Here is a 20,377-nt window from a genome sequence, read left to right as displayed (position 1 = left end):
CGGCTGACGTAGCGCCGATCCGTGACATCACCCGACCAGGCACCCGTCGTCGTCGTCGGCGCCGGACCCACCGGCGCCACGGTGTCGATCCTGTTGGCGCAGTGCGGAATCAAGACCTTGGTGCTCGACCGTTGGGCCGGGGTCTACCCGCAGCCCCGCGCGGTCCACATGGACGACGAGGTCTGCCGCGTGGTCGCGCGGATGGGGCTCGCCGAGAAGTTCGCGGCCATCTCGCGGCCCGCACACGGACTGCAGTTGCGCGACCGCGACCACCGCGTGCTCGCCGAGTTCCGCCGCGACACCGCCCCCAGCGCCAACGGTCATCCGCAGGCCAACATGTTCGACCAGCCCGAGTTCGAGGAGATCCTGCGCGCCGAACTGCTGGCCCACCGATGCGTGGACTTACGCGGCGGCGTCGACGTGACGGGCGTCGAGCAGGTCGGCGACCGCGTTCGGGTCACCTACCGCGACGCCTCTGGCGCCCCGACGACGGTGGACGCCGGCTTCGTGCTCGGCTGCGACGGCGCCAACAGCTTCGTCCGCACGGCGATCGGCTCGACCATGGACGACCTGCACTTCGACCAACGCTGGCTGGTGGTCGACGTCGACTCCGACGCCGATCTGCAGCAGTGGGAGGGCGTCCATCAGGTGTGCGACCCCGAACGCGCGGCAACCTACATGCGCGTGGGCTCCACCCGATATCGTTGGGAATTCCAGCTTCTCGAGGGCGAGTCTGTCGATCAGTTCGCCGACCTCGCCGCCGTCGCACCGTTCATCGAGCCGTGGACCCGAGGCGTTCCGACCGAGCGGCTGAGGTTGATCCGCGTCGCCGAGTACACCTTCCGTGCTCAGATCGCCGACCGGTGGCGGCGCGGCAACGTCTTCATCCTCGGTGACGCCGCTCATCTCACCCCACCCTTCATCGGTCAGGGCATGGGCGCCGGACTCCGCGATGCCGACAACCTGGCCTGGAAGCTGGCCGGAGTGCTGCGGGGCGAGCTGCCACCGAACGTCCTCGACAGCTACCAGCAGGAGCGACGGCCGCACGCGCGAGCCATGATCCGCCTCGCGCTGGCAGTCGGGCGGGCCATGACCGCAGGGGGCGAGGTGGGCAGCATGCTTCGGCGCGTGGTCGTCCCGCGGCTGGGACTGATTCCCGGCGTCCGCGCGCGGATCACGAGCTCGAAGACCCCCGCGCTGCACCGGTCCGCCCTGGTGGGACGCCGGGTGGGTCCGTGGTCGCTGACCGGAACGCTGTGCCCCAACCCGACGCTGCCCGACGGTCGCCGCGTGGACGACGTGCTGGGGAAGGGCTTCGCGATCGTCACCGCGGCGCCGCTCACCGCCGGGCAACGAGCGCAGGCCGAAAGACGCGGCGTCACCGTCCATGTCGCCGCCCACGGCTCCGATCTCGCGCGGTGGCTCCGCCGGGGTCGCACCACCGCTGCGCTGGTCCGACCGGACCGCACCGTGATGGCCACGGCCAGACGACCCACGGATCTGCTCGCGTCGACACCCGATTTCGGCGAATCGCTCAGGGCGAGCTGTTGAACAGCGCCGCCGTTCCGACCAGTCCCGCCTCCCCGCCAAGCTCGGCTGGCAGCACCCGCAGGTCCTTGATGAAGCTCAACCCGGCGTAGTGTCCCAGCGCCGTGCGCAGCGGATCGAACAGCAGCGCACCGGATTTCGCGACGCCACCGCCGATCACGACCAGGTCGAGATCGCACACCGCCGCGACTGAGGCGATCATCCGGGCGATCGCATTCGCCCCGCGGTCGAAGGCGCGCAACGCCACCGGATCACCGGCGTTGGCAGCGTCGGCGAGTTCCTTCGCGTCGGCCTCCGGCGGCGCGACCCATCCGTTGGCGCGGGCCCAGCGCGCGAGGTGCGGTCCTGCCGCGACGGTCTCGGCGCACCCGTGCCCGCCGCACGTGCAGAGGTCGCCGTCTGGTTCGACGACGACGTGACCCACGTGCCCGGCGTTGCCGGTCCGGCCGTCGTACGGGGCGCCGTCGAGCACCAGGCCACCGCCGATGCCGGTCGAGACCACCATGCCCATCAGGAACTCGGCGTCGCGGCCGGCGCCACGCCACCGCTCCCCCATCGCCATGCACAGCCCGTCGCCGCCGAGACGAACGGGCAGGCCGGTCGCGGCAGCGACCCGCTCCACGATCGGAAAATGTTGCCACGCCGTGATGTTGATGGGGCTGACCGTGCCGTTCGGCAGGTCGATCGGCCCCGCCGAGGAGATGCCGACGCCGCGCACGCCGTGCGCCGCGTGGGCCATGGCGTCGGTGATCAGCTGGTCGGTGACCGACCAGATGGCCTGCGCGTCGGTGCGCGGCGTGGGCAGCTGCGCATGGTGCAGCAGCTCGCCGTCGGAGTCGACGAGGCCGACGGCGATCTTCGTGCCGCCGACGTCGAGGGCAAGGGTTGGCGTCCTCGGGCTCATCAGTGCTGGTGGGTGTTGTCGGGTTGGCGGGGGTCACCGGGATGCTCGTAGCCGGGCGACAGGTGCACCAGTTCGGCGCGGCGGGCGTCGAGCCAGCGTCGGAATTCTCGGCGTCGAGCCGAGGCCAGTAGGTGTTCGGCGATGTCGGCGTGGACTTCGTCGAGCGCGGGCTGCTCCGGGCGAGGCGCCCACCCGCCGACGCCCACGGATCGACGGGCGAAGCGACGTGGGTTGCGGGCGTGGTACTCCGCGATCTCCCGGTCGGTGACGGTCACGTCGGATGTGCGGTGCACGAACACCGCGCGCGCCAGGCCGTCCTCGAGCGCAGTCGCGGCGACGCTGCCGATCTCCAGCCGCGCGGGCACGTCGGGCAGCAGATCGTCCTCCGTCGGCGCGTCGACGGCGGTGACGCCGGCCCGGGCCGCTTCGGCGGCTACCACGCGCGCGGTCACCAGCACCTGCACCAGCCATCGACGAAGCTGGCGGCCCTCGCTGGTGCCCGGCCGAGGCAGAGCACTGGCCAGCCGGGTGGCCCGCAGCCGGTCCTCGCGAGCGTCGACCTCTTCCACCAGGACGGCATCGTCGCCGACGGTCGCCACCACCTGTTCGCTCATCGCACCACCACCTTCACCGCGGGCGAGTACAGCAACTCTCCCGCGCAGGCCACCCTGATCAACGCCCACCATTCCCCGGGCTCCTGCCAGGGGGGCGGGGTGACGTCGAATGTCAGGTCGACCGTGCCCCTGGCCTCCATATCGGCTCCGATGGCGTTGGGCCCCAACCACTCCCACGTGCCCCACGGACTGATCAGATGCGCCTCGACGGCCAGGTCGGCGTACGCGTCGGTACCCACGGTGGCGCTCAGGGTGGCGGTGTTGCCGGCCGCCACCTCCACGGGCTCCGGGTCGGTGACGAACTTCAGCACACGGTCGTCGGTCGCCCCGACGGAGATCACGCACACGTCGTCGACGACCTGGCGCCACGCCGACGGGATGCCGCTGCCGGTCAGCCCCAGTTCGGCACGCAACGGGTAGAGCCCCGGCGGGATTCCGGCTGGCATCGTCAGGTCGACGATCGACTCCAGGAAGTCCCCGGGCGGCAGCACGAACGGGAGTTCGTCCATCTCCACCGACCAGCCGGGGGCGGCGATGAGCCGCACCTTGCCGTGCAGCGCCACGTCGGTCACGTCGCTGACCGCGGTGAGCTGCAGACGGATCGAGTCGTCGGCGTCGACGGCGAGTTGGTGCGGATGCAGATGGGCGACGGCGGGCAGGCCGCCGAGCGGAGCCGGGCCGCGGTTGTGCAACCAGTACCTGGCGAAGAGCGGTTGCGCCGCTTCGGCATCCGGTCCCAGCACCACGTCCTCGGCGTCCAGGACGCGAGGCAGGTTCAGCTGAGCGCCGAACGTCGCGATCTCGAACCCGTGCATGGCGAGGCCGGCCGACTGGTCTGCCAGCGGCTCCTCGAGCAGGTCGAGTCGACGGGGCGAGGTGACCGTGCGAAGTCCCGACCGGATCACGACGTCCGCGGTCGCGCCACGCGTCTCGACCAACCGCAGCGCGATGCCGTCCTCGGCGTGTACCCGCCGGCCGCTGCCGCGGGCGGTCGGATTGCCGAGCACCTTCAGAGCCCCGAGGGCGACGTCACGCGCGGGTTCGACCTCGAGCAGGGATCCCCACGGTGGCAGACCTCCGGAGGTCGGGTCGTGCTCGGCTGTCACGGCGAGAAGGGGCTGACCGAATTCCGCACTGCGCGAGGGAATGCCGACGTCACGCCAGTCACCGCCGCCGCAGGCGACGGCGTAGTCGAAGGTGTGCGTCCAGTGCTGAAGTTGAAAGTTGGAGCCGTCGGGTGCGGTACGCCGCGGCGGGTCGATCCACGTCCCCGACGGCCAGCCGGTGCATGACCGCATCAGCGAGCTGTGCAGCGTTCCGTCGACGTCGACGGCGAAGCTGGGGACGCCGCGGTTGAACACCGCGACGGTGAAGTCCTCGAAGTCCTCGAGATCCTCGGGTGCGTGCTGCTCGACCACGATCTCGGCGTCGGCGAGATCCTCGATCAGCGCGGTCGTCTCGGCCAGGTCGACGATCAGCGTCGGCAGGGCGTGGACGTCGCGCAGGTCGGCACCCGGCACCCAGACGTCCTTGAGCGGCCGCGCCGCCGGTACCCACGTGCGTGCGGCGACGGGGAGCGCCCCGCCAAGGACGGTGGTCGCGAACGCGTTGACGTCGGGTCCGCCGACACAGATCCGGACGTCGGGCAGGTTGGAGTCCACGGTCAGGTCACCGTATCGCGGTGCCGCGGCGTCGCTGCAGGTGGCGGTGACGCCGGCCCGGGCGAGGGCCACCATCAGATCGCGCACCACCGGGTCCGCGTCGCCGCCCGGGGAGATCACCTCGGCCACCGAGATCGCCCGCACCGCGGTGTCGGATCCGGTGAACCGCACCCGCACCGCCGACGACAGGCCGAACCACCCGTACGCCGGGTTGTCCAGGGTGGACGGAAACTTGCCGCTGTCAACGGCTTTGATGGCGCCACGGTCGTGGGTCAACCCGAAGCCGCGGCCGATCACCGCGTCTCCGACCTCGCTGACGGGCATCGCACCCGGGACGGGGCACGGCCAGCGCAGCCGCAGCATGCGGTCCTCGCCGGTGAACTCGTCGACGGTGGTGCGGCAGTCGACGCGGTCGACCCCCTGCCACAGCGTGATCGTCTGGGTGTAGCGCAGCAGATTCTTGACGCGGCCGGTGACGACGATCCGCTCGCCGAGCGCGCATCGGTACCGCTGCATCGAGATGGCGGGCGCTCCCGCGGACGTCGTGACGGGTCCCTTGGGCAACAGGTGCCAGGGCCCCTCACCGGCCTTGGGATGCGCGGAGTACTCGTCGTAGACGGCGAGCTCGTTGCCGACGCGTCCCGCGGCCATCCGCTCCCGACCGTTCACGGTCAGCGAGCTCACTCCCCCACCCCGGGCGGCGTCGACCCGCAGTCGACAGAACTCGTTGCCAATCGCGTCTCCCGGCAACGGTTCCCACTCCGAGGCACCGCCGCCGTCGACGATGCGGTAGGACCGCCACCCGAGCGACGGCACGTCGCGGGCCAGCCAACTGACCGAGTGCCGGTCGTGTTCGATCAGCACGTCCACCGGTGCGCCGTCGGCATCGACGACCGCGCCCGTGAAGGGCTCCGCCAGGCGAACGGTGACGACGTCGGTCCGGTCGTGCGCCAACGAATTCCACACCACCACCGAGGCGTCGACTGCGCTCGAGAGCAGGCGCAGGGCGGCGTCTCGGACCTCGGTGCCGAGCTGCCAGGCGTCGCGCCAGCTGGTCACCAGGTCGAGGTACACCTGGTCGGATTCCGAGCCGGTGATCGCGTCGTGGTGGGCGCCGTAGGCCAGCTGCACCCACGCCTTCGCCAACGCCGGCTCGGGATACGCTGCGCCGGAGAGCAACCCGGCGAACACCGCGAATCGCTCCGCCTGCAGAACGACGTTCTCGGCGGCCCGGTTGCCCTGCTTGGTGTCGACGTAGGACACGTCCTTGCCGGTGTAGATCGGGTTCATGTCACGGGTCTGGGGCGACGGTGCGATGCCGCGGGAGTCGAGTTCTGTACGCACCGCGGTGAAGAACTCGCTCGGCAGCGCGCACGCGAACCTGGGCCAGGTGTAGCGGGCGTTCCAGTCCCGGTGAATGTCGGTGACCCACTTGTTGGGTGGGGTGTAGTCGGTGCCCACGGGCAGCAGCACGTTGCGGGTCAGCGCGACCTTCTTCATCTTCGAGAACAGCTCGTAGGTGGCCCGTTCGGCGTCCTCGAGGGAGGCCGAGGAGTCCATCCACCAGCCGGCGGCGTAGTGCGCGGGCATGTAGTGGGTCAGCAGTCCCCGCCCCGAGGGCGCCATCCACTCGAACTCGCTGGCGAATTGCATTCGCCCGGCGTCGCCGCCGTCGGCCATCGGCCCCCACTGGTGGAACGGGCCGCGGGCCCACGAGCTCGACGTCAACCCCGCGTCGGCGGCCATCCCCGGGAACTGGGGGTCATGGCCGAAGACGTCGAGTTGCCAGGCCGTCGCCGGATCGGCGCCCATGACGTCGCGTTGAAAGCCGATGCCGTGCACGAAGTTCCGGATCGCGGTCTCGGGGCTGGTGAGGTTGGTGTTGGGCTCGTTGTAGGTGCCGCCCATGATTTCGACCCGACCGAGGGCGATCAGCCGGCGCAGGTCGTCGCGATCCTCGGGATTGGTGTCCCAGTACGGCTTGAGATAGTCGACCTCGGCCAAGACGAACTTGTACTCGGGCTCTCGTCGCGCCATTTCGAGGTGGGCGGTGACGAGTTCGAAACCGTTGGTCTGCCGGCAGCGTCCGGGCGGGTCCTCGGTCCACACGCTGGTGTAGGCGGCCTGGGTGTTCCACCACACCGGGTCGTAGTGGAAGTGGCTGACCATGTGCATCGTCCACCCGGCTTCGGCGACGACGAAGTCGAATTCGGTGGTGCTTCGGCCGGCCACCACCTGTGCGCGCCGCCGTTCGCCGACCACCGGATTGGCGACGCGGACCGACACCTCCACGTGCCGTCCGCGCGGAAGTGCCGTCGCGTCGCCCTCGGTGTGCAACCCCGGGCCCTCGACCCGCACCGGCGTCTCGTGGGAGCAGAAGCGGTAGGACACCCGCACCACCTGGAGTGGTTCGTCGGCCGGGCCGGTGAACAGCTCCGTCGACTCCGCCGAGGTGACGTGCATCCCGCCACCCTACGTGCGCACCACATCTCCCCGCGGGAGTACTCGACACTCCGCGTTCAGCGCACCGCGCGCAACAGCCGTTCGGCCACGGCACGCACCGCGGCGGCCACCTCGGGCGGCTCGAGCACCTCGAACTCGACGCCGGGCATCGCCAACCACGGCACCATGCGCTCGGGATCGTCGGCCCCGGCAGTCAAGATGCACGCGCTCGGTCCGTCGGCCTCGATCTCGGCGGAGGCATCCGAGAAGCACTGGGCGACAACGTCCTTCGATGCGAGATACCGCACTCGGGCGACGTAGCGATACGGAGAGGCGGTGATGGCGCGTCGCACGTACTGGGCGGCGTCGGGCGCCTCCCGCGACGTGAAGGTGGTGCCGCGGGCGGCGACGTTGGACATCCGGTCCAGGCGCAGACTGCGCCAGTCGTCGCGATCGCGGTCGAAGCACAGCAGGTACCAGCGCCGGCCGGTGGTCACCAGCTGATAGGGCTCGACGCGGCGGTCGGTCGTCGTGCCACCGCGGTCGACGTAGGCGGCCGCGACGTGTTCACGGTCGCGGCAGGCGCGGGCCAGGGTCATCAGCACGTCGGGGTCGACGAGTTCGTCGGTCTGGCCGGGAATCAGTGTCGTCGTGGCATCGTGGACCGCGGCCACCTGTGACCGCAGCCGCGCCGGCATCACCTGGTCGAGTTTGGTCAGCGCGCGCAGCGCGGACTCGCCGACGCCCGCGACGCTGCCCCCGGCGGCGACCCGCAGGCTGACGGCCATCGCGACGGCCTCGTCGGGGTCGAGCAGCAGCGGCGGCAGGGCCGCGCCCGCACCCAGCTGATAGCCGCCGCCGTGTCCCTTGCTGGCATGCACCGGATACCCGAGTTCCCGCAGACGTTCGACGTCACGGCGGACGCTGCGGCCCGTCACCCCGAGGCGCTCGGCGAGTTCCTCCCCGCCCCACACCCGGCGGGACTGCAGCAGGCCGAGGAGCTGAAGCACGCGGCTGGTCGTCTCGGACACGAGTCGAGTGTGCCTCAGCCATAGGACGGAAACAGTCCTAAAGGGCCCGCAAGGTTCAACAGATTGTTGAGACGGCTTCAACAAATTGTTGTAGCGTCGCTCGCATCACACCTTGGAGGTCATGATGCGTTCACCGCTGCCGGTCCGTACCCGGTTCTCCCTGCTGCTCGTCGGAGTCCTCACCGCGGGGGTCACCGCCTGCGGCAACGGCGTCGGCGGCGACGTGACGGAGTCCACGGCCGCCAGCGGCGCCCAGACCTCGGCGATCCCCGACAACGCCGGGCTCATCGCCGCCGTCACGCCGGACCCGGGTCTGGCTGCCGGGCTACCGCCTGCGGTCGCCCAGTCCAAGACCGTCAAGGTCGGCTCCAACATCCAGTCGGCGCCCAACAACTTCTACGCCGAGGACGGCAAGACACCCATCGGTTTCGAGGTCGACCTCGCCAAGGCCATCGGCAAGAAGATGGGCGTGGAAACGGCGTATCAGGACATGGCCTTCGGCTCGCTGATCACCAGTCTGCAGTCCGGCCGCATCGACATGACGATGGCCGGGATGAACGACACGAAGGAACGCCAGCAGCAGATCGACTTCGTCGACTACTTCTCCTCGGGCATCACGATCATGGTGCAGAAGGGCAACCCGGACGGCATCACGGGACCAGATGCGCTGTGCGGCAAGAACGTCGCCGTCGTCCAGGGCACCAGCCACCAGACCTTCGCCGCGGCGCAGAGCGACAAGTGCGTCAAGGACGGCAAGCCCGCCGTGAACGTGACGGCCACCGACAGCGACACCCAAAATCAGAACCAGCTGCGCACCGGCCGGGTCGCGGCCATCCTCAACGACCTGCCCAGCGCCGCCTACATCTCGCGCACCGCCGGTGACGGCAAGATCTTCGAAGTGGTCCCGGGTGAGCCCATCGACGGCGGCCCCTACGGCATCGGCTTCGCGAAGGACGATGCCGCCCTTCGCGACTCGGTGAACAAGGCCCTCGGCGAACTGATCGCCGACGGGACGTACCTCAAGATCCTGCAGAGCTGGGGGGTCGAGCAGGGCGCGGTGAAGGAGTCCGCCGTCAATGGCGCCTGAGACCCGCGCGGCGCCCCTGGAGATCGTCCGGCTCCGGCATTGGGGTCGGTGGGTCAGCGCCGTGGTCATCCTGGCGCTGCTCGTCGCGGTGTTCGTCGCGCTGTCGAAGGCGCAGATCGACTGGTCCTCGGTGCCAGACTTCGTCGTCTACCGGGTGATGCTGGTCGGGTTGTTGAACACCGTGCTGCTCGCGGTCATCGCCCAGACGGTGGCCATCGTGATCGGGATCGTCATCGCGCTGATGCGCCGTAGCGCGAATCCCGTCGCGAAATGGTTTGCGACGGCCTATATCTGGCTCTTCCGTGGTCTGCCCGTGCTGCTGCAGATCCTCATCTGGTACAACTTGGCGCTCGTCATTCCGACCATCGCCATTCCGCTGCCCTTCGGCGGATATCTGCTGAACGAGCCCACCAACGTCCTCGTCAGCGCGTTCACCGCCGCGCTGCTGGGCCTGGCCCTCAACGAGAGCGCCTACATGGCTGAGATCGTGCGGGCCGGGTTGAACAGCGTCGATGCCGGACAAACCGAGGCGGCCAAGTCAATTGGCATGTCGCCCAGCCTGACCCTGCGACGGGTGGTGCTCCCCCAGGCCATGCGGGTGATCATCCCGCCGACGGGCAACGACTTCATCGACATGCTGAAGGGCACCTCGATCGCCTCGGTCATCGGCGTGACCGAACTGCTGCACGCCTCCAACAACATCTCCTCCCACAACCTCCTGGTGATGGAAACCCTGTTCGCCGCCGCGATCTGGTACATGGTGGTGGTGACGATCGCCGGCGTCGGCCAGCACTATCTCGAGCGCACCTTCGGAGCCGCCGAGCGCAGCGTCGCCGCCCGAGCCGCCAAGGCGCTGCGAGCCATTCCGTTGACGAGGGGCGCCCGTGTCTGAGCCACTGCTGCGCGCCGTCGGCGTCCGAAAGAACTACGGCCACACCGAGGTCCTGCGAGGCGTCGACCTCGAGGTGCACCGTGGACAGGTGGTCTGCCTGCTGGGCCCCTCGGGTGCGGGCAAGAGCACCTTCCTGCGCTGTCTCAACCATCTCGAGGACATCGACGAGGGCGAGGTGTGGGTGGACGGCGAACCGATCGGCTTCCGGTTGCGCAACGGCAAGCTCTACGAACTCAGGGAGCGTGACGTCGCCAGGCAACGGCGCGACATCGGGATGGTGTTCCAGCGGTTCAACCTGTTTGGCCACCGCACCGCGCTGGAGAACGTCACCGAGGGTCCGATCCGCGTGCTGGGTACCGCACCCGACGTCGCCCGCAGGGAAGGGCTCGAACTGCTGGACCGGGTCGGACTCGGCCAGCGCGGTGACGCCTACCCGGCGCAGCTGTCCGGCGGTCAGCAGCAGCGCGTGGCAATCGCCCGGTCCCTGGCGATGAAGCCGAAGCTGATGTTGTTCGACGAGCCGACCTCGGCGCTTGATCCCGAACTCGTCGGCGAGGTGCTCGCGGTGATGAGCACCCTTGCCGCCGACGGCATGACGATGGTCGTCGTCACCCACGAGATCGCCTTCGCCGCCGAGGCGGCCGACGACGTGGTCTTCATGGCCGACGGCGCGGTCGTGGAGACCGGCCCGCCCGAGCGCATCCTGAAAGCGCCCGAACACGAACGGACACGGCAGTTCCTGGCGCGGGTGCTCGCGTGACGCCGATCTCGCCGCGCTACCTCCTGCAATTCTCCGAGCCGGCGGGCTACCTGGACTTCGCGCGCTTCGGACCGCCGTCACACGCCGTGCTGGACGCCACCGCCCGGTTGTTGGAGAAGGCGACGCACGCCGGGCCGGCCACCGTCGACGAGTTGATGCGTGAGGAGACCCGCGCGAAGGCGGCCGCGGCGCGGTTGTGCCACAGCGACGTCGACCACGTGGTGCTGCAGCCGAACACCAGCCTCGGGCTGCTGCAGGCGGCGTTCAACGCCGGCGGGGGCACCGTGCTCGTCTCGGCCGGCGAATTCCCCGCCAACACCTACCCGTGGGCCCGCGCCGAACAGGCGGGGCGGCTGACGGTGCGACGCCTACCGGCCGGGTACGTCACCGCCGACCGCATCGCCGAGGCCCTCACCGGCGACGTCACGACGGTCTCGGTCAGCGCCGTCGACTACCGCACCGGGTACCGGGCCGACCTCGCGGCGCTGCGCGACGTGGTCGGTGACCGCATCCTCGTCGTCGACGGCATCCAGGGCTTCGGCGTCATCGAGGCGCCGTGGGACGTGGCCGACGTGTTGGTCGTCGGTGGGCAGAAGTGGTTGCGTGCCGGGTGGGGCACGGGTTTCGCGGTGCTGTCGGACCGTGCGCTGGAGCGCATGGACCCGGTTCTGTCGGGCTGGACGGGTGCGCGCGACCCCGGCCTGTTCGACGACGAGATCCACCCCGCCGACGCCACGGCCGCCGCCTGGTCGATCTCCAATCTGAGCCCGGTGACGTCGGGGGCCTTCGCGGTGGCGCTGGAGCTGGTCGAGGAGACCGGCGTCGACGTCATCGCCGCGCACGTCGCCGCACGGGTGGCGGAGCTCGAAGACGTGCTCCTGTCTCGGGGCGCACAGATCGTGTCGGCCCGTGAGCGGCGCGCCGGCATTCTGGCGTTCACGATGCCGGAGCATCCTCCCGAGCAGATCGGTGCCGCGTTGACCGCGGCGGGAATTGCGGCAACCGTTCGGCCCGAACACATTCGGCTCTCGCCCCACGTGACCACCTCGTCGGAGACTGTCGAACGCCTTGGGGCGGCCCTGCTCACGCTGACCCAGCCGAGGCGCCCGGATCCCACGCCGGCTCCCGTCAGTGCGAGTGGCGCCACCCACGACCTGCTCGCGTCACTGGTGCCTGCGGTCCACGGCCTGGCGGCGATGCTCGGCCCCGGCAACGAGGTGCTGCTGCACGACCTGTCCCGGTTGCCGGATTCGATTGCCGCCATCGCGGGCGACCTCACCCACCGCACGGTCGGAGGTCCGATGACCGACCTGCTGCTGGGACTCATCCGCCGAGGCACCACCCAGGACCTGATCAACTACCGGACCAACAGTCCCGACGGTCGTCCCATCCGGTCGTCCACTCTGTTCCTGCGGGATGCCGACGGTCTCGCGATCGGCTGCCTGTGCGTCAACAGCCTTGAGCCCGAGGCTGTTTCGATGGAGGTGCCGCAGCGCGAGGAGAGCTTCCCGCCCGACGTCGACAGCCTGCAGCGGTTCCTGGTGGACCGCGCGATCGCGAAGGTGGGCGTGCGGACCCCCGAGATGAAGAAGCACCACAAGGCCGCCGTCGTCCGCGAGCTCGACGAGGCGGGTTTCTTCCTGATCCGGGATTCGGTCGACCACGTCGCGGGCCAGCTCGACGTCACCCGGTACACGATCTACAACTACCTCAACGAAATTCGCGGCTGACCGTTGGGCAGCAGTCACACCGGACCTGGACTCCGGCGGCGACGGCGCCCAGGTCTCGTGGCACAACCATGACGGACCGCCACACCTGTCCTACCGGGGCTCAGGCGCCGGCGGCCGTCAGCCACTCGCTGTAGAAGAGCGCGAGTCCGAGGCCGCACGCGATGGCCGTGATCAACCAGAATCGAATGGTCAGTCTCGTCTCGGGCCAACCCAACAGCTCGAAGTGGTGATGGAGCGGAGAGTTGCGAAAGACCCGTCGGCCCGTGGTGCGAAACGAGATGACTTGGATGACCACCGATGTCACCTCCGCGACGAAGAGTGCGCCCAGGATGACGGCCAGCACCTCGGTGCGGCTGGTCACCGACAGCCCGGCGATTATGCCGCCCAGCGCCAACGAACCGGTGTCACCCATGATGATCTTGGCGGGTGCGGCGTTCCACCACAGGAATCCGACGCAGGCGCCGGCTGTCGCCGCGGCGATCAGCGCCAAGTCAAGTGGGTCCCGCACGTGATAGCAACTGAGGTCCGGGCTGACCGCACACGTGTTTCGGAACTGCCAGAACGTGATCAGGACGTAGGCGGCGCTCACCATCGCCATGGCACCCGCGGCCAGGCCGTCCAGGCCGTCGGTGAGGTTGACGGCATTCGACCATGCGGACACCACGATGATGCAGAACAGCACGAACACGACGGCCGGCATTGCGAGCGTGGCGATGTCGCGGACGTAGGACAGTCCGGCGCTGCCGGGAGTGAGACCGTCGGCGTTGCGGAACTGCAGCGCGAGCACACCGAACAGGACCGCCGCGCCGAGCTGGCCGGCACTCTTGGCTCGCTTGTTCAAGCCGAGGTTGCGTGCGCGCCGCACCTTGACGTAATCGTCGGTGAAACCCACCGCGCCCAGGGCAGTGGCCAGGCCCAGGACGAGCAGTCCCGACGCCGACGGGCCCTCACCGCCGAATGCGAGCGAGACGAGGTGCGTGACCAGATAGCTCGCCCAGACCGCAGTGAGGATCGCCAGACCGCCCATTGTCGGCGTGCCACGCTTGTGTTGGTGGCTCTCGGGGGCCTCGTCGCGGATCTCTTGGCCCAACCCCTTCCGGGTGAACACACCGATCAACACTGGCGTCAGCAAGAGGGCGATTGCCAGAGCCAAGCCGGCAGCGATGAGAATTTGGCTCATTCAACGACGCAGATCTCTAGCGCCCGGCTCGGCCGGCCGCGGCTGTACTCATCCTCTGCGATCCATTCGAGCGGCTGCCGATTCACGCACCGGCCGATGCACCGGCGCCGCTGGCAGCAGCTTCGGGGTTGAGGATGAACAGTCCGGCTATCGTCCGATCGTCACGGAAGGTGATGCGCGCGACGAAGTCACCGGCCTCGAAGGCCAACGGCGTACTGGTGACGGTGAAGTCGCCTGCACGCGCGACGTCGGTGTCGCCGTGGCCCTCGTACGCACCGGCCAGTCCCACGATGTAGGCCCACGCCTCCGCGAGTCCCTCCTCGGTCAGTCCGGCACGCATCTTGTCGTCGAATCGCGCCCTGACATCAGCCCATCGGCTGTGAGCGTGATCGTCGATGACCGCCTGAGCCAATTCGACTGCACCAGGAACTGGGGTGGTGTTCATGACTTCTCCGTTTCGGGGATCGATTGGCTTGCCGTATCGCTGGAATGCGGCCTGACGCGAAACACCGATCACGTCGCCGATTTCCTGCCAGGTGCGGCCAGACGCTCGCGCCTGCTCCACCGCCGCACTCATCAACGCCTCGGCCCCGCCCCGGATCTCGAGCGCCGAGCGCACCGAGTCGAGGGGATCGTTGGCGCTACTCAGAACCGGGGCGGCCAGAATCTGGCCGAGCTGGCGGTGGAGCCGCTGGCCAATCTGCGAGAGCGAATCAGACACATGTCAAGCGTAAATTGACAGATCGTGCGATGTCAATCTTTGGTTGACGTAGGTTGGAGCCGATAGTCGATGCCACGGACGACGAATCACCGGGCGGGAACCTGCGGGTTGACCTCGAGGGCCGGCCAGGTTTTACGCTCAGTGGGTCGCCGCCCGAGAGGAGGCCAGCGTGTTGATCTGCGCGACCTGCGCCGTCGAATACGACCAACCCACGCCAGACGATTGTCCGATCTGTTCGGATGAACGGCAGTATGTGCCTGCCACGGGGCAACGTTGGACGACATTGGACGCATTGGCGGCGGCTGGCCAGCAGTTGACCTGGACCGACAACGAACCCGGGTTGACCGGGGTTGGCACCGATCCACCAGTCGGCATCGGACAGACGATGCAGGTCCTGAGAACTCCATCGGGTTCGGTCCTCTGGGATCCGATCGGCTATCTGGACGACGCGGCCTGTGCGCGGGTGCTCGCGCTGGGACCGGTCGTGGCGATCGCGTCGAGCCATCCACACATGTTCGGCGTTCAGGTGGAATGGTCTCGCCGCCTGGGCAATCCCCCGGTGCTGGTGGCCGAAGCGGACCGCGACTGGTTGGGTCGTCACGATCCGGTGGTCGAACCGTGGAGCGGAACGCAGGAGATCACGCCCGGTGTGACCCTGCATCAGATCGGCGGCCACTTCCGGGGAAGCAGCGTTCTGCATTGGGCCAACGGCGCCGGCGGGAACGGCGTCCTACTCACGGGCGACAGCGTCTTTCCGAATCCCGACCGGCGATCAGTCGGCTTCATGCGCAGCTACCCAAACCACATTCCGCTCTCCGGCGCCGTCGTGGAGCGAATCGTCACTCGGCTCGAACCGCTGAGGTACGACCGGATCTACGGGAACTTCAACAACTGCATCGAAGCCGACGCGAAGGTGGTGCTCCGCGCGTCCGCGGAGCGTCACATCGCTTGGGCCCGTGGGGACTTCGACCAGTTGACCTGACCCACTGGTGGCGGCGATTCGGCCCTTGCGCTCAAAAGAACGGATCGGTGGTGGCGACCGGTCCCCGGTCCGCAAGCTTCTGGACCACCCAGTGATTCAGCGAGACACCCTGTTCGGCGGATTCGACCATCAGCCGCGAGTGCAGCATCGACGACGTGCGGACGAGGAACGTGCCGCTGTAGAGCCGGTCGGTGAGCGACGAGGGAGGATCGGCGTCGTCCCTCTCGTACTCCGCGAGGATGACTGCGACTCTGTCGGTGATCTTCGCCATCGCCTCCAGTGCGGTCGTGGCATGGGTTTCCTCCAGCGGAAACTCGAGGCAGATGCCGGCGTAGTCGCCTGACTCCATCGACCACTGTGCTCGGTAGGTGTAGTTCTTCATGGCGTCGATCGTGTCGGGGCGGTACGACACGACCGGGGACGGATTGGGGGGTCGTCGACGGCCCATCCCCAGGAGCGAGGACCCACCCGATGTGGAATCCGTCATCACGGGCGATATCACCCACGCAGTGATATCGCCGGTGATAGAGACTTCGAGAGTGGGTCTGGCCCCGCCGGCGCCCGCCAAGGCTTTACAAATCAGATCCCCGTGTCCACCATGGGGCGATGATGCAACTGCGCCGCGAATCCCTTGGTCCACGGTTCCTCGGCCGCGGGCTGGCGGTGGTCGGGGGTCTCACGCGCGGCGTCGGCGCCCTGCACGACGTCGCGATGATGACGGCCGTCCACGTGCGACGTCTCGCCACCATCGTCGCGGGCGTCGACGCCGAGATCCGCGAACTGGTGTTGGACGTCAGGGACGTCGCGCTGACGGGACTGGCACCCACTCCAACCGATGTCGTGCTCCGGCCGGACGTCGGCCATGTTCAGCTTCGGCGACCCGCTGCAGCCCACCGCCAGGCGTCGACCGACTAGCCGTCGACGGGCAGCGGTGCCGCCTCCGACACCACTCCGCTGTCCCTGAGGTCGTGCCAGAAGTCGTCGGGGACCGCGAATTTGATTGCAGCGACGCCGTCGGTGATGCGGCTAGGCCGGACCGATCACGATGCCCGCCCGTAAGCGCCGCCGTCGATGTCGTCGACCAAGGTGGGTCCCGTTGGGGTCCACCCCAGGAGTCGTTGCGTCGCAACGCTACTGGCGGCCATGTCCCCGCTGAAGAACCCGCCGATCCAGCCGAAGTGCTCCTGGACACGATCATCAGGAATGGAAGCGACGGGCAGGTCGAACGCCCGGCCGATGGCCTCGGCGATCTCCCGGGTGCGGATGCCCTCCTCGGCGACGGCATGCAGACGCGAACCGGCAGGCGCCTTCTCGAGGCCGAGCACGACCATGCGTGCGGCGTCCGCGACGTGCACGGCGGCCCAACGGTTGAGTCCGTCACCGGGGTATCCGGACACGCCTCGATCGCGGGCGACGCCGCACAGGGTGGCGATGAAACCGTGATCTCCGATGCCGTGGGTGGTAGGCGCGAAACGCACTGCCACGGAACGCACTCCGTGGCCGGCGAAGTCCAGTAACAGGTTCTCGCTGCCCCCGCGCGGTGACTCGGGGCCGTGGAACGGGGAGGGGTCTTCCTCGGTCGCGGCCCGCCCGTCGGTAAGCGCGGCGAGTCCCGACGCCAGCAGGAACGGCGCTCATTCGAGGCCATCGCCATGGACGTGTTGGTCGACGTAGGCGCCGTGACCAGTCAACTCGTCGTGCCCCGTCCAAAACCATCTCACTCTTAGGACCGATTCCGTCCTAAGCACCTGCGACGCTCATGTCATGAACATCGCCGCTCATCTCGCCGAACAACTCGACTGGCATTGGACCCAGCAGCTCCGTCCCCGGCTGGACGGCCTCACCGACGACGAATACCTCTGGCAGCCGGTGCCGAACTGCTGGACGGTCCATCCGGACGGCGGCGTCGACTTCGCCCCGACGCCGCCGCAACCCGAACCCGTCACCACCATCGCGTGGCGCTTGGCCCACGTCATCGTCGGCGTCCTCGCGGTGCGGGCCCACTCCCACTTCGGCGGCCCGCCCGCGTCCTACGAGACGTGGAACTACGCCACCACCGCCGGCGACGCCCTGCACCAGCTGGACGACGCCTACGCCAGCTGGAGCGCCGGGGTGCAGGCTCTCGGCGCCGCCGATCTGGAGAGACCGATCGGACCCGCCGAGGGCCCGTGGGCCCAGAAGCCGATGCTCGACCTGGTGCTGCACATCAATCGCGAAGTCATCCACCACGGCGCGGAGATCGCGCTGCTGCGAGACCTGTACGCCCACACCACCACGAAGGAGAACTGACCATGCCCGCCATGCCCGGCCCCGTCGCCGACGAACGTCGCGCCTTGCGCGACTTCCTGTTTCAGCAGCACTATGCGTTTCATGCGATGGCGTTCGGCCTGACCGACGAGCAGGCGCGCTCGACGCCGTCGGTCAGCGCCCTGTCGATTGGCGCGCTGATCAAGCACGTGACGGGCTGCCAGCGCGGCTGGATGGCGCGCGTCGCCGCGGCACCCGAAACGCCGCCGGCCGACGACCGTCCGATGCAACGACGTCGGGCGGAGTTCGTCGACGAATTCACGATGCGGCCCGACGAGACGCTGGCGTCGCTGCTGGAGGCTTTCGCCGCGCAGAACGCCGAGACGCTGCACCTCGTCGAGACCGCCGACCTGGACGCGGCGGTGCCCGTACCGCGCGACGCCCCGTGGTTCCCCAAGGACATCGACGCGTGGTCGGTGCGCTGGGTGTTCTTCCACATGATGGAGGAATTGGCCCGGCACGCCGGGCAGGGCGACGTCATCCGGGAGAGCATCGACGGCGCCACGATGTATGAGCTGGTGGCCGGACTCGAAGGGTGGCCGGCTACCGACTGGCTGACGCCGTTCACCCCGGCGAACCGGTCCGATCAAGATTGACTTCGGCCAAGTGCGGGTAACAGCCCCACAGGTCCTCATTGGGGAGAAGCCATCTACACAGAATCGAGACCACACATGGCCGTCGTTCGCAGTTCCCTCCGTCTCCGCGCCGCTGCAGGCATCGCCGCCGCATTCGCGGTAGGCACGCTCACCGTGGCCTGCGGTGGCAGCGACAGTGGATCCGACTCGAGCACCTCCAGCACCACGGAGACGACCACCACCACGACCGTCAGCACGGCCCCGTCGGAGTCGACGATGGCACCGACGACCTCGGGCGCGCCCGGTGCGGGCGCGGGCGAGGGTGGCGCTTCGGCCACCGTGCCCGGTGCGGGCGCAGGTGCCGGACCCGGCGGAGCCACGGCCAGCGTGCCCGGCTCCGACACCGGCGCAGGCGCCGGACCGGGCGGGGCCTCGGCCAGCGTGCCCGGCGGCGGCGTCGGCGCCGGACCCGGCGGAGCGTCGGCCGGTGTTCCCGGTGCGGGCGCGGGTGCCGGGCCCGGCGGAGCCTCGGCGTGCGCCGGCGGCGTGTGCGTAGGCACCGGAGGCTAAGCCTTCATCGCAGTGACGCAGCGGGACCCGATGCCGGGTACGGCATCGGGTCCCGTTTCGCGTCGCGGGTAGAAAGGCGTCATGCGCAAGCGGACTGGCCGGGCCACGTGCGGCACGCCGGCCCACCCGGTGGAGCTGTACTACGAAGACCTGGGCGACCGGAAGCATCCGGCGATCCTGCTGATCATGGGCGTCGGCGCCCAGCTGCCGATGTGGCCGGACGGGTTCTGCAAGCTGCTGGTCACTCGCGGCTACCGCGTGATCAGGTTCGACCATCGCGACGTCGGGTTGTCGACGAAGATGAGCGGTCAGCGCGCCGAGGGCGCGGTGGTCCCGCGCATCGGGCGCTATCTGCTGGGTCGCCCCAGTCCGGTGCCGTACACGTTGGTCGACATGGCTCAGGACGCCGTGGGTCTGCTCGACCACCTCCGGGTCGACGCCGCCCACGTCGTGGGAGCGTCGATGGGCGGCATGATCGCCCAGATCCTGGCGGCCTCGCATCCCGACCGGGTCCGGTCGGTGGGGTTGTTGATGACCAGTTCGGGCAAGCCGTTGTCGGCCCTGCCGTCGTGGCGGGTGATCAGGCTGGCGCTCAACCCTCCGGGCAAGGACGCGCCGCGCTCCGCCAAGGTCGCCGTCGAGATGCACAACATCGCGGTGATCAACGGTCCCAACTTCCTGCCGACCGAGGATCAGCTGCGCCGGCGCGTCGAGACGCTGACCGCGCGCAGCGACTACAAGCAGGGCGGCCTACGGCAGTTCGACGCCATCCTCGGTACGGGCAGCCTGATGCGCTACACCCGGCGCATCACCGCGCCGACCGTGGTGGTGCACGGCTCGCACGATCCGATGATGCGAATTCGCAACGGCCGCAACCTGGCTCGCCTGATCGACGGTGCGCGCTTCGTCGTCGTCGACGGGATGGGCCACGATCTACCGAAACGGTGTGGCGGCCCGTGGTCGACGCGGTGCTCGAGAACGCCGCTAGCTCTTCCCGTAGCGCGCGGCCTTGACCACCGGCACGGCCTTGGCGGGCATGTCCTTGGCCGGGGTGGTGCTCGTCGTCGTCGCCCCCAGGTCCATCGCTCCCGATGCGTGTGCATCGGGCGCGCCGCCGCCCATCACCCCGATGAGACCCATTGCCACGACGGCGAATCCGCCCGCCGCTGCGGCTGCGGCCTTGACGCGCCGGGTGCGTACCTGGTTAGCGGACATTCGATGAACCCCTCGTCGTTCTTCGCGATCCAACCTCGTCGGTTGGTGGCACTCCGTTGAGTGCTAGTGTTCTGAGTCGTTAATTCGTTGGCAGTAGTTGCCGATGCTGGCGAGGATTTGATCGGCGGTCTTGGTCCACACGTAGGGACGTGGGTTCT

Annotated in this window: 19 protein-coding genes and 1 pseudogene; 11 read left to right on the top strand and 9 right to left on the bottom strand. The window is 69.0% G+C overall.

Going from position 1 to position 20,377, the window contains the following annotated elements:
- Nucleotides 1-21: 21 nt before the first annotated feature.
- Nucleotides 22-1,551: a bifunctional 3-(3-hydroxy-phenyl)propionate/3-hydroxycinnamic acid hydroxylase gene (locus ABZ195_RS06980; RefSeq protein WP_355216159.1), complete on the top strand. Its 1,530-nt coding sequence runs from the start codon at nt 22-24 to the stop codon at nt 1,549-1,551.
- Here ABZ195_RS06980 and ABZ195_RS06975 read toward each other — a convergent pair.
- Genes ABZ195_RS06975 through ABZ195_RS06960 form a run of 4 tightly spaced genes read right to left on the bottom strand, consistent with a single transcriptional unit; the run spans nt 1,535 to nt 8,200 of the window.
- Nucleotides 1,535-2,452 (bottom strand): ROK family protein, encoded by a 918-nt coding sequence (locus ABZ195_RS06975; RefSeq protein ID WP_355216157.1) that lies wholly within the window; start codon nt 2,450-2,452, stop codon nt 1,535-1,537. The two genes, ABZ195_RS06980 and ABZ195_RS06975, sit on opposite strands and share 17 nt — an antisense overlap.
- Nucleotides 2,452-3,066, bottom strand: coding sequence for a malonyl CoA-ACP transacylase (locus ABZ195_RS06970; protein ID WP_355216155.1), 615 nt, complete (start codon nt 3,064-3,066; stop codon nt 2,452-2,454). The genes ABZ195_RS06975 and ABZ195_RS06970 overlap by 1 nt, the downstream gene beginning before the upstream one ends.
- The gene (locus tag ABZ195_RS06965; RefSeq protein ID WP_355216153.1) at nt 3,063-7,190 is read right to left on the bottom strand and encodes an NEW3 domain-containing protein; all 4,128 of its coding nucleotides are present in this window, start codon (nt 7,188-7,190) and stop codon (nt 3,063-3,065) included. Before ABZ195_RS06965 ends, ABZ195_RS06970 begins: the two co-directional genes overlap by 4 nt.
- Before the next feature lie 56 nt (nt 7,191-7,246).
- Nucleotides 7,247-8,200: a YafY family protein gene (locus ABZ195_RS06960; protein ID WP_355216151.1), complete on the bottom strand. Its 954-nt coding sequence runs from the start codon at nt 8,198-8,200 to the stop codon at nt 7,247-7,249.
- Nucleotides 8,201-8,321: 121 nt separating this feature from the next.
- On the opposite strand from ABZ195_RS06960, the gene ABZ195_RS06955 reads away from it, so the two are divergent.
- Genes ABZ195_RS06955 through ABZ195_RS06940 form a run of 4 tightly spaced genes read left to right on the top strand, consistent with a single transcriptional unit; the run spans nt 8,322 to nt 12,669 of the window.
- Nucleotides 8,322-9,287: an ABC transporter substrate-binding protein gene (locus tag ABZ195_RS06955; protein ID WP_355216149.1), complete on the top strand. Its 966-nt coding sequence runs from the start codon at nt 8,322-8,324 to the stop codon at nt 9,285-9,287.
- Nucleotides 9,277-10,179: an amino acid ABC transporter permease gene (locus ABZ195_RS06950; RefSeq protein WP_355216147.1), complete on the top strand. Its 903-nt coding sequence runs from the start codon at nt 9,277-9,279 to the stop codon at nt 10,177-10,179. The genes ABZ195_RS06955 and ABZ195_RS06950 overlap by 11 nt, the downstream gene beginning before the upstream one ends.
- Nucleotides 10,172-10,939 (top strand): amino acid ABC transporter ATP-binding protein, encoded by a 768-nt coding sequence (locus tag ABZ195_RS06945; protein WP_355216145.1) that lies wholly within the window; start codon nt 10,172-10,174, stop codon nt 10,937-10,939. The genes ABZ195_RS06950 and ABZ195_RS06945 overlap by 8 nt, the downstream gene beginning before the upstream one ends.
- A complete protein-coding gene (locus tag ABZ195_RS06940) occupies nt 10,936-12,669 on the top strand; it encodes an aminotransferase class V-fold PLP-dependent enzyme (protein WP_355216144.1) in 1,734 nt (577 codons plus the stop codon). Before ABZ195_RS06945 ends, ABZ195_RS06940 begins: the two co-directional genes overlap by 4 nt.
- Before the next feature lie 100 nt (nt 12,670-12,769).
- On the opposite strand, the gene mraY is transcribed toward ABZ195_RS06940, so the two are convergent.
- Both mraY and ABZ195_RS06930 read right to left on the bottom strand, forming a co-directional pair.
- Nucleotides 12,770-13,849, bottom strand: coding sequence for a phospho-N-acetylmuramoyl-pentapeptide-transferase (gene mraY, locus ABZ195_RS06935; RefSeq protein ID WP_355216143.1), 1,080 nt, complete (start codon nt 13,847-13,849; stop codon nt 12,770-12,772).
- Nucleotides 13,850-13,931: 82 nt separating this feature from the next.
- Nucleotides 13,932-14,570 carry a DUF3887 domain-containing protein gene (locus ABZ195_RS06930; RefSeq protein WP_355216141.1) on the bottom strand — a complete coding sequence of 213 codons (639 nt, stop codon included), beginning with the start codon at nt 14,568-14,570 and terminating at the stop codon, nt 13,932-13,934.
- 169 nt (nt 14,571-14,739) lie between these two features.
- Here ABZ195_RS06930 and ABZ195_RS06925 point away from each other — a divergent pair, with 169 nt between their 5' ends.
- Nucleotides 14,740-15,552 carry an MBL fold metallo-hydrolase gene (locus tag ABZ195_RS06925; RefSeq protein WP_355216139.1) on the top strand — a complete coding sequence of 271 codons (813 nt, stop codon included), beginning with the start codon at nt 14,740-14,742 and terminating at the stop codon, nt 15,550-15,552.
- A gap of 31 nt (nt 15,553-15,583) precedes the next feature.
- Here ABZ195_RS06925 and ABZ195_RS06920 read toward each other — a convergent pair whose 3' ends face one another.
- The gene (locus ABZ195_RS06920; protein ID WP_355216137.1) at nt 15,584-15,934 is read right to left on the bottom strand and encodes a toxin-antitoxin system HicB family antitoxin; all 351 of its coding nucleotides are present in this window, start codon (nt 15,932-15,934) and stop codon (nt 15,584-15,586) included.
- 224 nt (nt 15,935-16,158) lie between these two features.
- Between ABZ195_RS06920 and ABZ195_RS06915 the strand changes: the two genes are divergently transcribed.
- Nucleotides 16,159-16,467: a hypothetical protein gene (locus ABZ195_RS06915; RefSeq protein WP_355216135.1), complete on the top strand. Its 309-nt coding sequence runs from the start codon at nt 16,159-16,161 to the stop codon at nt 16,465-16,467.
- 125 nt (nt 16,468-16,592) lie between these two features.
- Here ABZ195_RS06915 and ABZ195_RS06910 read toward each other — a convergent pair whose 3' ends face one another.
- Complete coding sequence (locus tag ABZ195_RS06910) at nt 16,593-17,036, bottom strand: hypothetical protein (RefSeq protein WP_355216134.1); 444 nt, start codon at nt 17,034-17,036, stop codon at nt 16,593-16,595.
- Between the two features lie 280 nt (nt 17,037-17,316).
- Here ABZ195_RS06910 and ABZ195_RS06905 point away from each other — a divergent pair, with 280 nt between their 5' ends.
- From ABZ195_RS06905 to ABZ195_RS06890, 4 genes and pseudogenes are all read left to right on the top strand, one after another.
- Nucleotides 17,317-17,841, top strand: a complete 525-nt coding sequence (locus ABZ195_RS06905; protein ID WP_355216132.1) for a DinB family protein — start codon at nt 17,317-17,319, stop codon at nt 17,839-17,841.
- Nucleotides 17,842-17,843: 2 nt separating this feature from the next.
- Nucleotides 17,844-18,455 carry a DinB family protein gene (locus ABZ195_RS06900; RefSeq protein WP_355216131.1) on the top strand — a complete coding sequence of 204 codons (612 nt, stop codon included), beginning with the start codon at nt 17,844-17,846 and terminating at the stop codon, nt 18,453-18,455.
- 75 nt (nt 18,456-18,530) lie between these two features.
- Nucleotides 18,531-19,004, top strand: a complete 474-nt coding sequence (locus tag ABZ195_RS06895; RefSeq protein WP_355216129.1) for a hypothetical protein — start codon at nt 18,531-18,533, stop codon at nt 19,002-19,004.
- A gap of 81 nt (nt 19,005-19,085) precedes the next feature.
- Nucleotides 19,086-20,017: pseudogene (locus ABZ195_RS06890) on the top strand (alpha/beta hydrolase).
- On the opposite strand, the gene ABZ195_RS06885 reads toward ABZ195_RS06890, so the two are convergent.
- Nucleotides 19,989-20,219: a hypothetical protein gene (locus tag ABZ195_RS06885; protein ID WP_355216127.1), complete on the bottom strand. Its 231-nt coding sequence runs from the start codon at nt 20,217-20,219 to the stop codon at nt 19,989-19,991. The pseudogene ABZ195_RS06890 and the gene ABZ195_RS06885 sit on opposite strands and share 29 nt — an antisense overlap.
- Nucleotides 20,220-20,377: the final 158 nt, after the last annotated feature.

Origin of the sequence: Mycobacterium sp. NPDC006124, assembly GCF_040614235.1 — a bacterium.
In the GTDB taxonomy this organism is placed as follows: Bacteria; Actinomycetota; Actinomycetes; order Mycobacteriales; family Mycobacteriaceae; genus Mycobacterium.
This window is presented reverse-complemented; position numbering and strand designations above follow the sequence as displayed.

Bases quoted from the DNA above. Each gene is read 5' to 3' on its own strand.
- ABZ195_RS06970 (WP_355216155.1), bottom strand. From the start codon at position 3,066: ATGAGCGAACAGGTGGTGGCGACCGTCGGCGACGATGCCGTCCTGGTG.
- ABZ195_RS06975 (WP_355216157.1), bottom strand. From the start codon at position 2,452: ATGAGCCCGAGGACGCCAACCCTTGCCCTCGACGTCGGCGGCACGAAG.
- ABZ195_RS06920 (WP_355216137.1), bottom strand. From the start codon at position 15,934: ATGAAGAACTACACCTACCGAGCACAGTGGTCGATGGAGTCAGGCGAC.
- ABZ195_RS06950 (WP_355216147.1), top strand. From the start codon at position 9,277: ATGGCGCCTGAGACCCGCGCGGCGCCCCTGGAGATCGTCCGGCTCCGG.
- ABZ195_RS06895 (WP_355216129.1), top strand. From the start codon at position 18,531: ATGGCCGTCGTTCGCAGTTCCCTCCGTCTCCGCGCCGCTGCAGGCATC.
- ABZ195_RS06965 (WP_355216153.1), bottom strand. From the start codon at position 7,190: ATGCACGTCACCTCGGCGGAGTCGACGGAGCTGTTCACCGGCCCGGCC.
- ABZ195_RS06955 (WP_355216149.1), top strand. From the start codon at position 8,322: ATGATGCGTTCACCGCTGCCGGTCCGTACCCGGTTCTCCCTGCTGCTC.
- mraY (WP_355216143.1), bottom strand. From the start codon at position 13,849: ATGAGCCAAATTCTCATCGCTGCCGGCTTGGCTCTGGCAATCGCCCTC.
- ABZ195_RS06905 (WP_355216132.1), top strand. From the start codon at position 17,317: ATGAACATCGCCGCTCATCTCGCCGAACAACTCGACTGGCATTGGACC.
- ABZ195_RS06885 (WP_355216127.1), bottom strand. From the start codon at position 20,219: ATGTCCGCTAACCAGGTACGCACCCGGCGCGTCAAGGCCGCAGCCGCA.
- ABZ195_RS06900 (WP_355216131.1), top strand. From the start codon at position 17,844: ATGCCCGCCATGCCCGGCCCCGTCGCCGACGAACGTCGCGCCTTGCGC.
- ABZ195_RS06915 (WP_355216135.1), top strand. From the start codon at position 16,159: ATGATGCAACTGCGCCGCGAATCCCTTGGTCCACGGTTCCTCGGCCGC.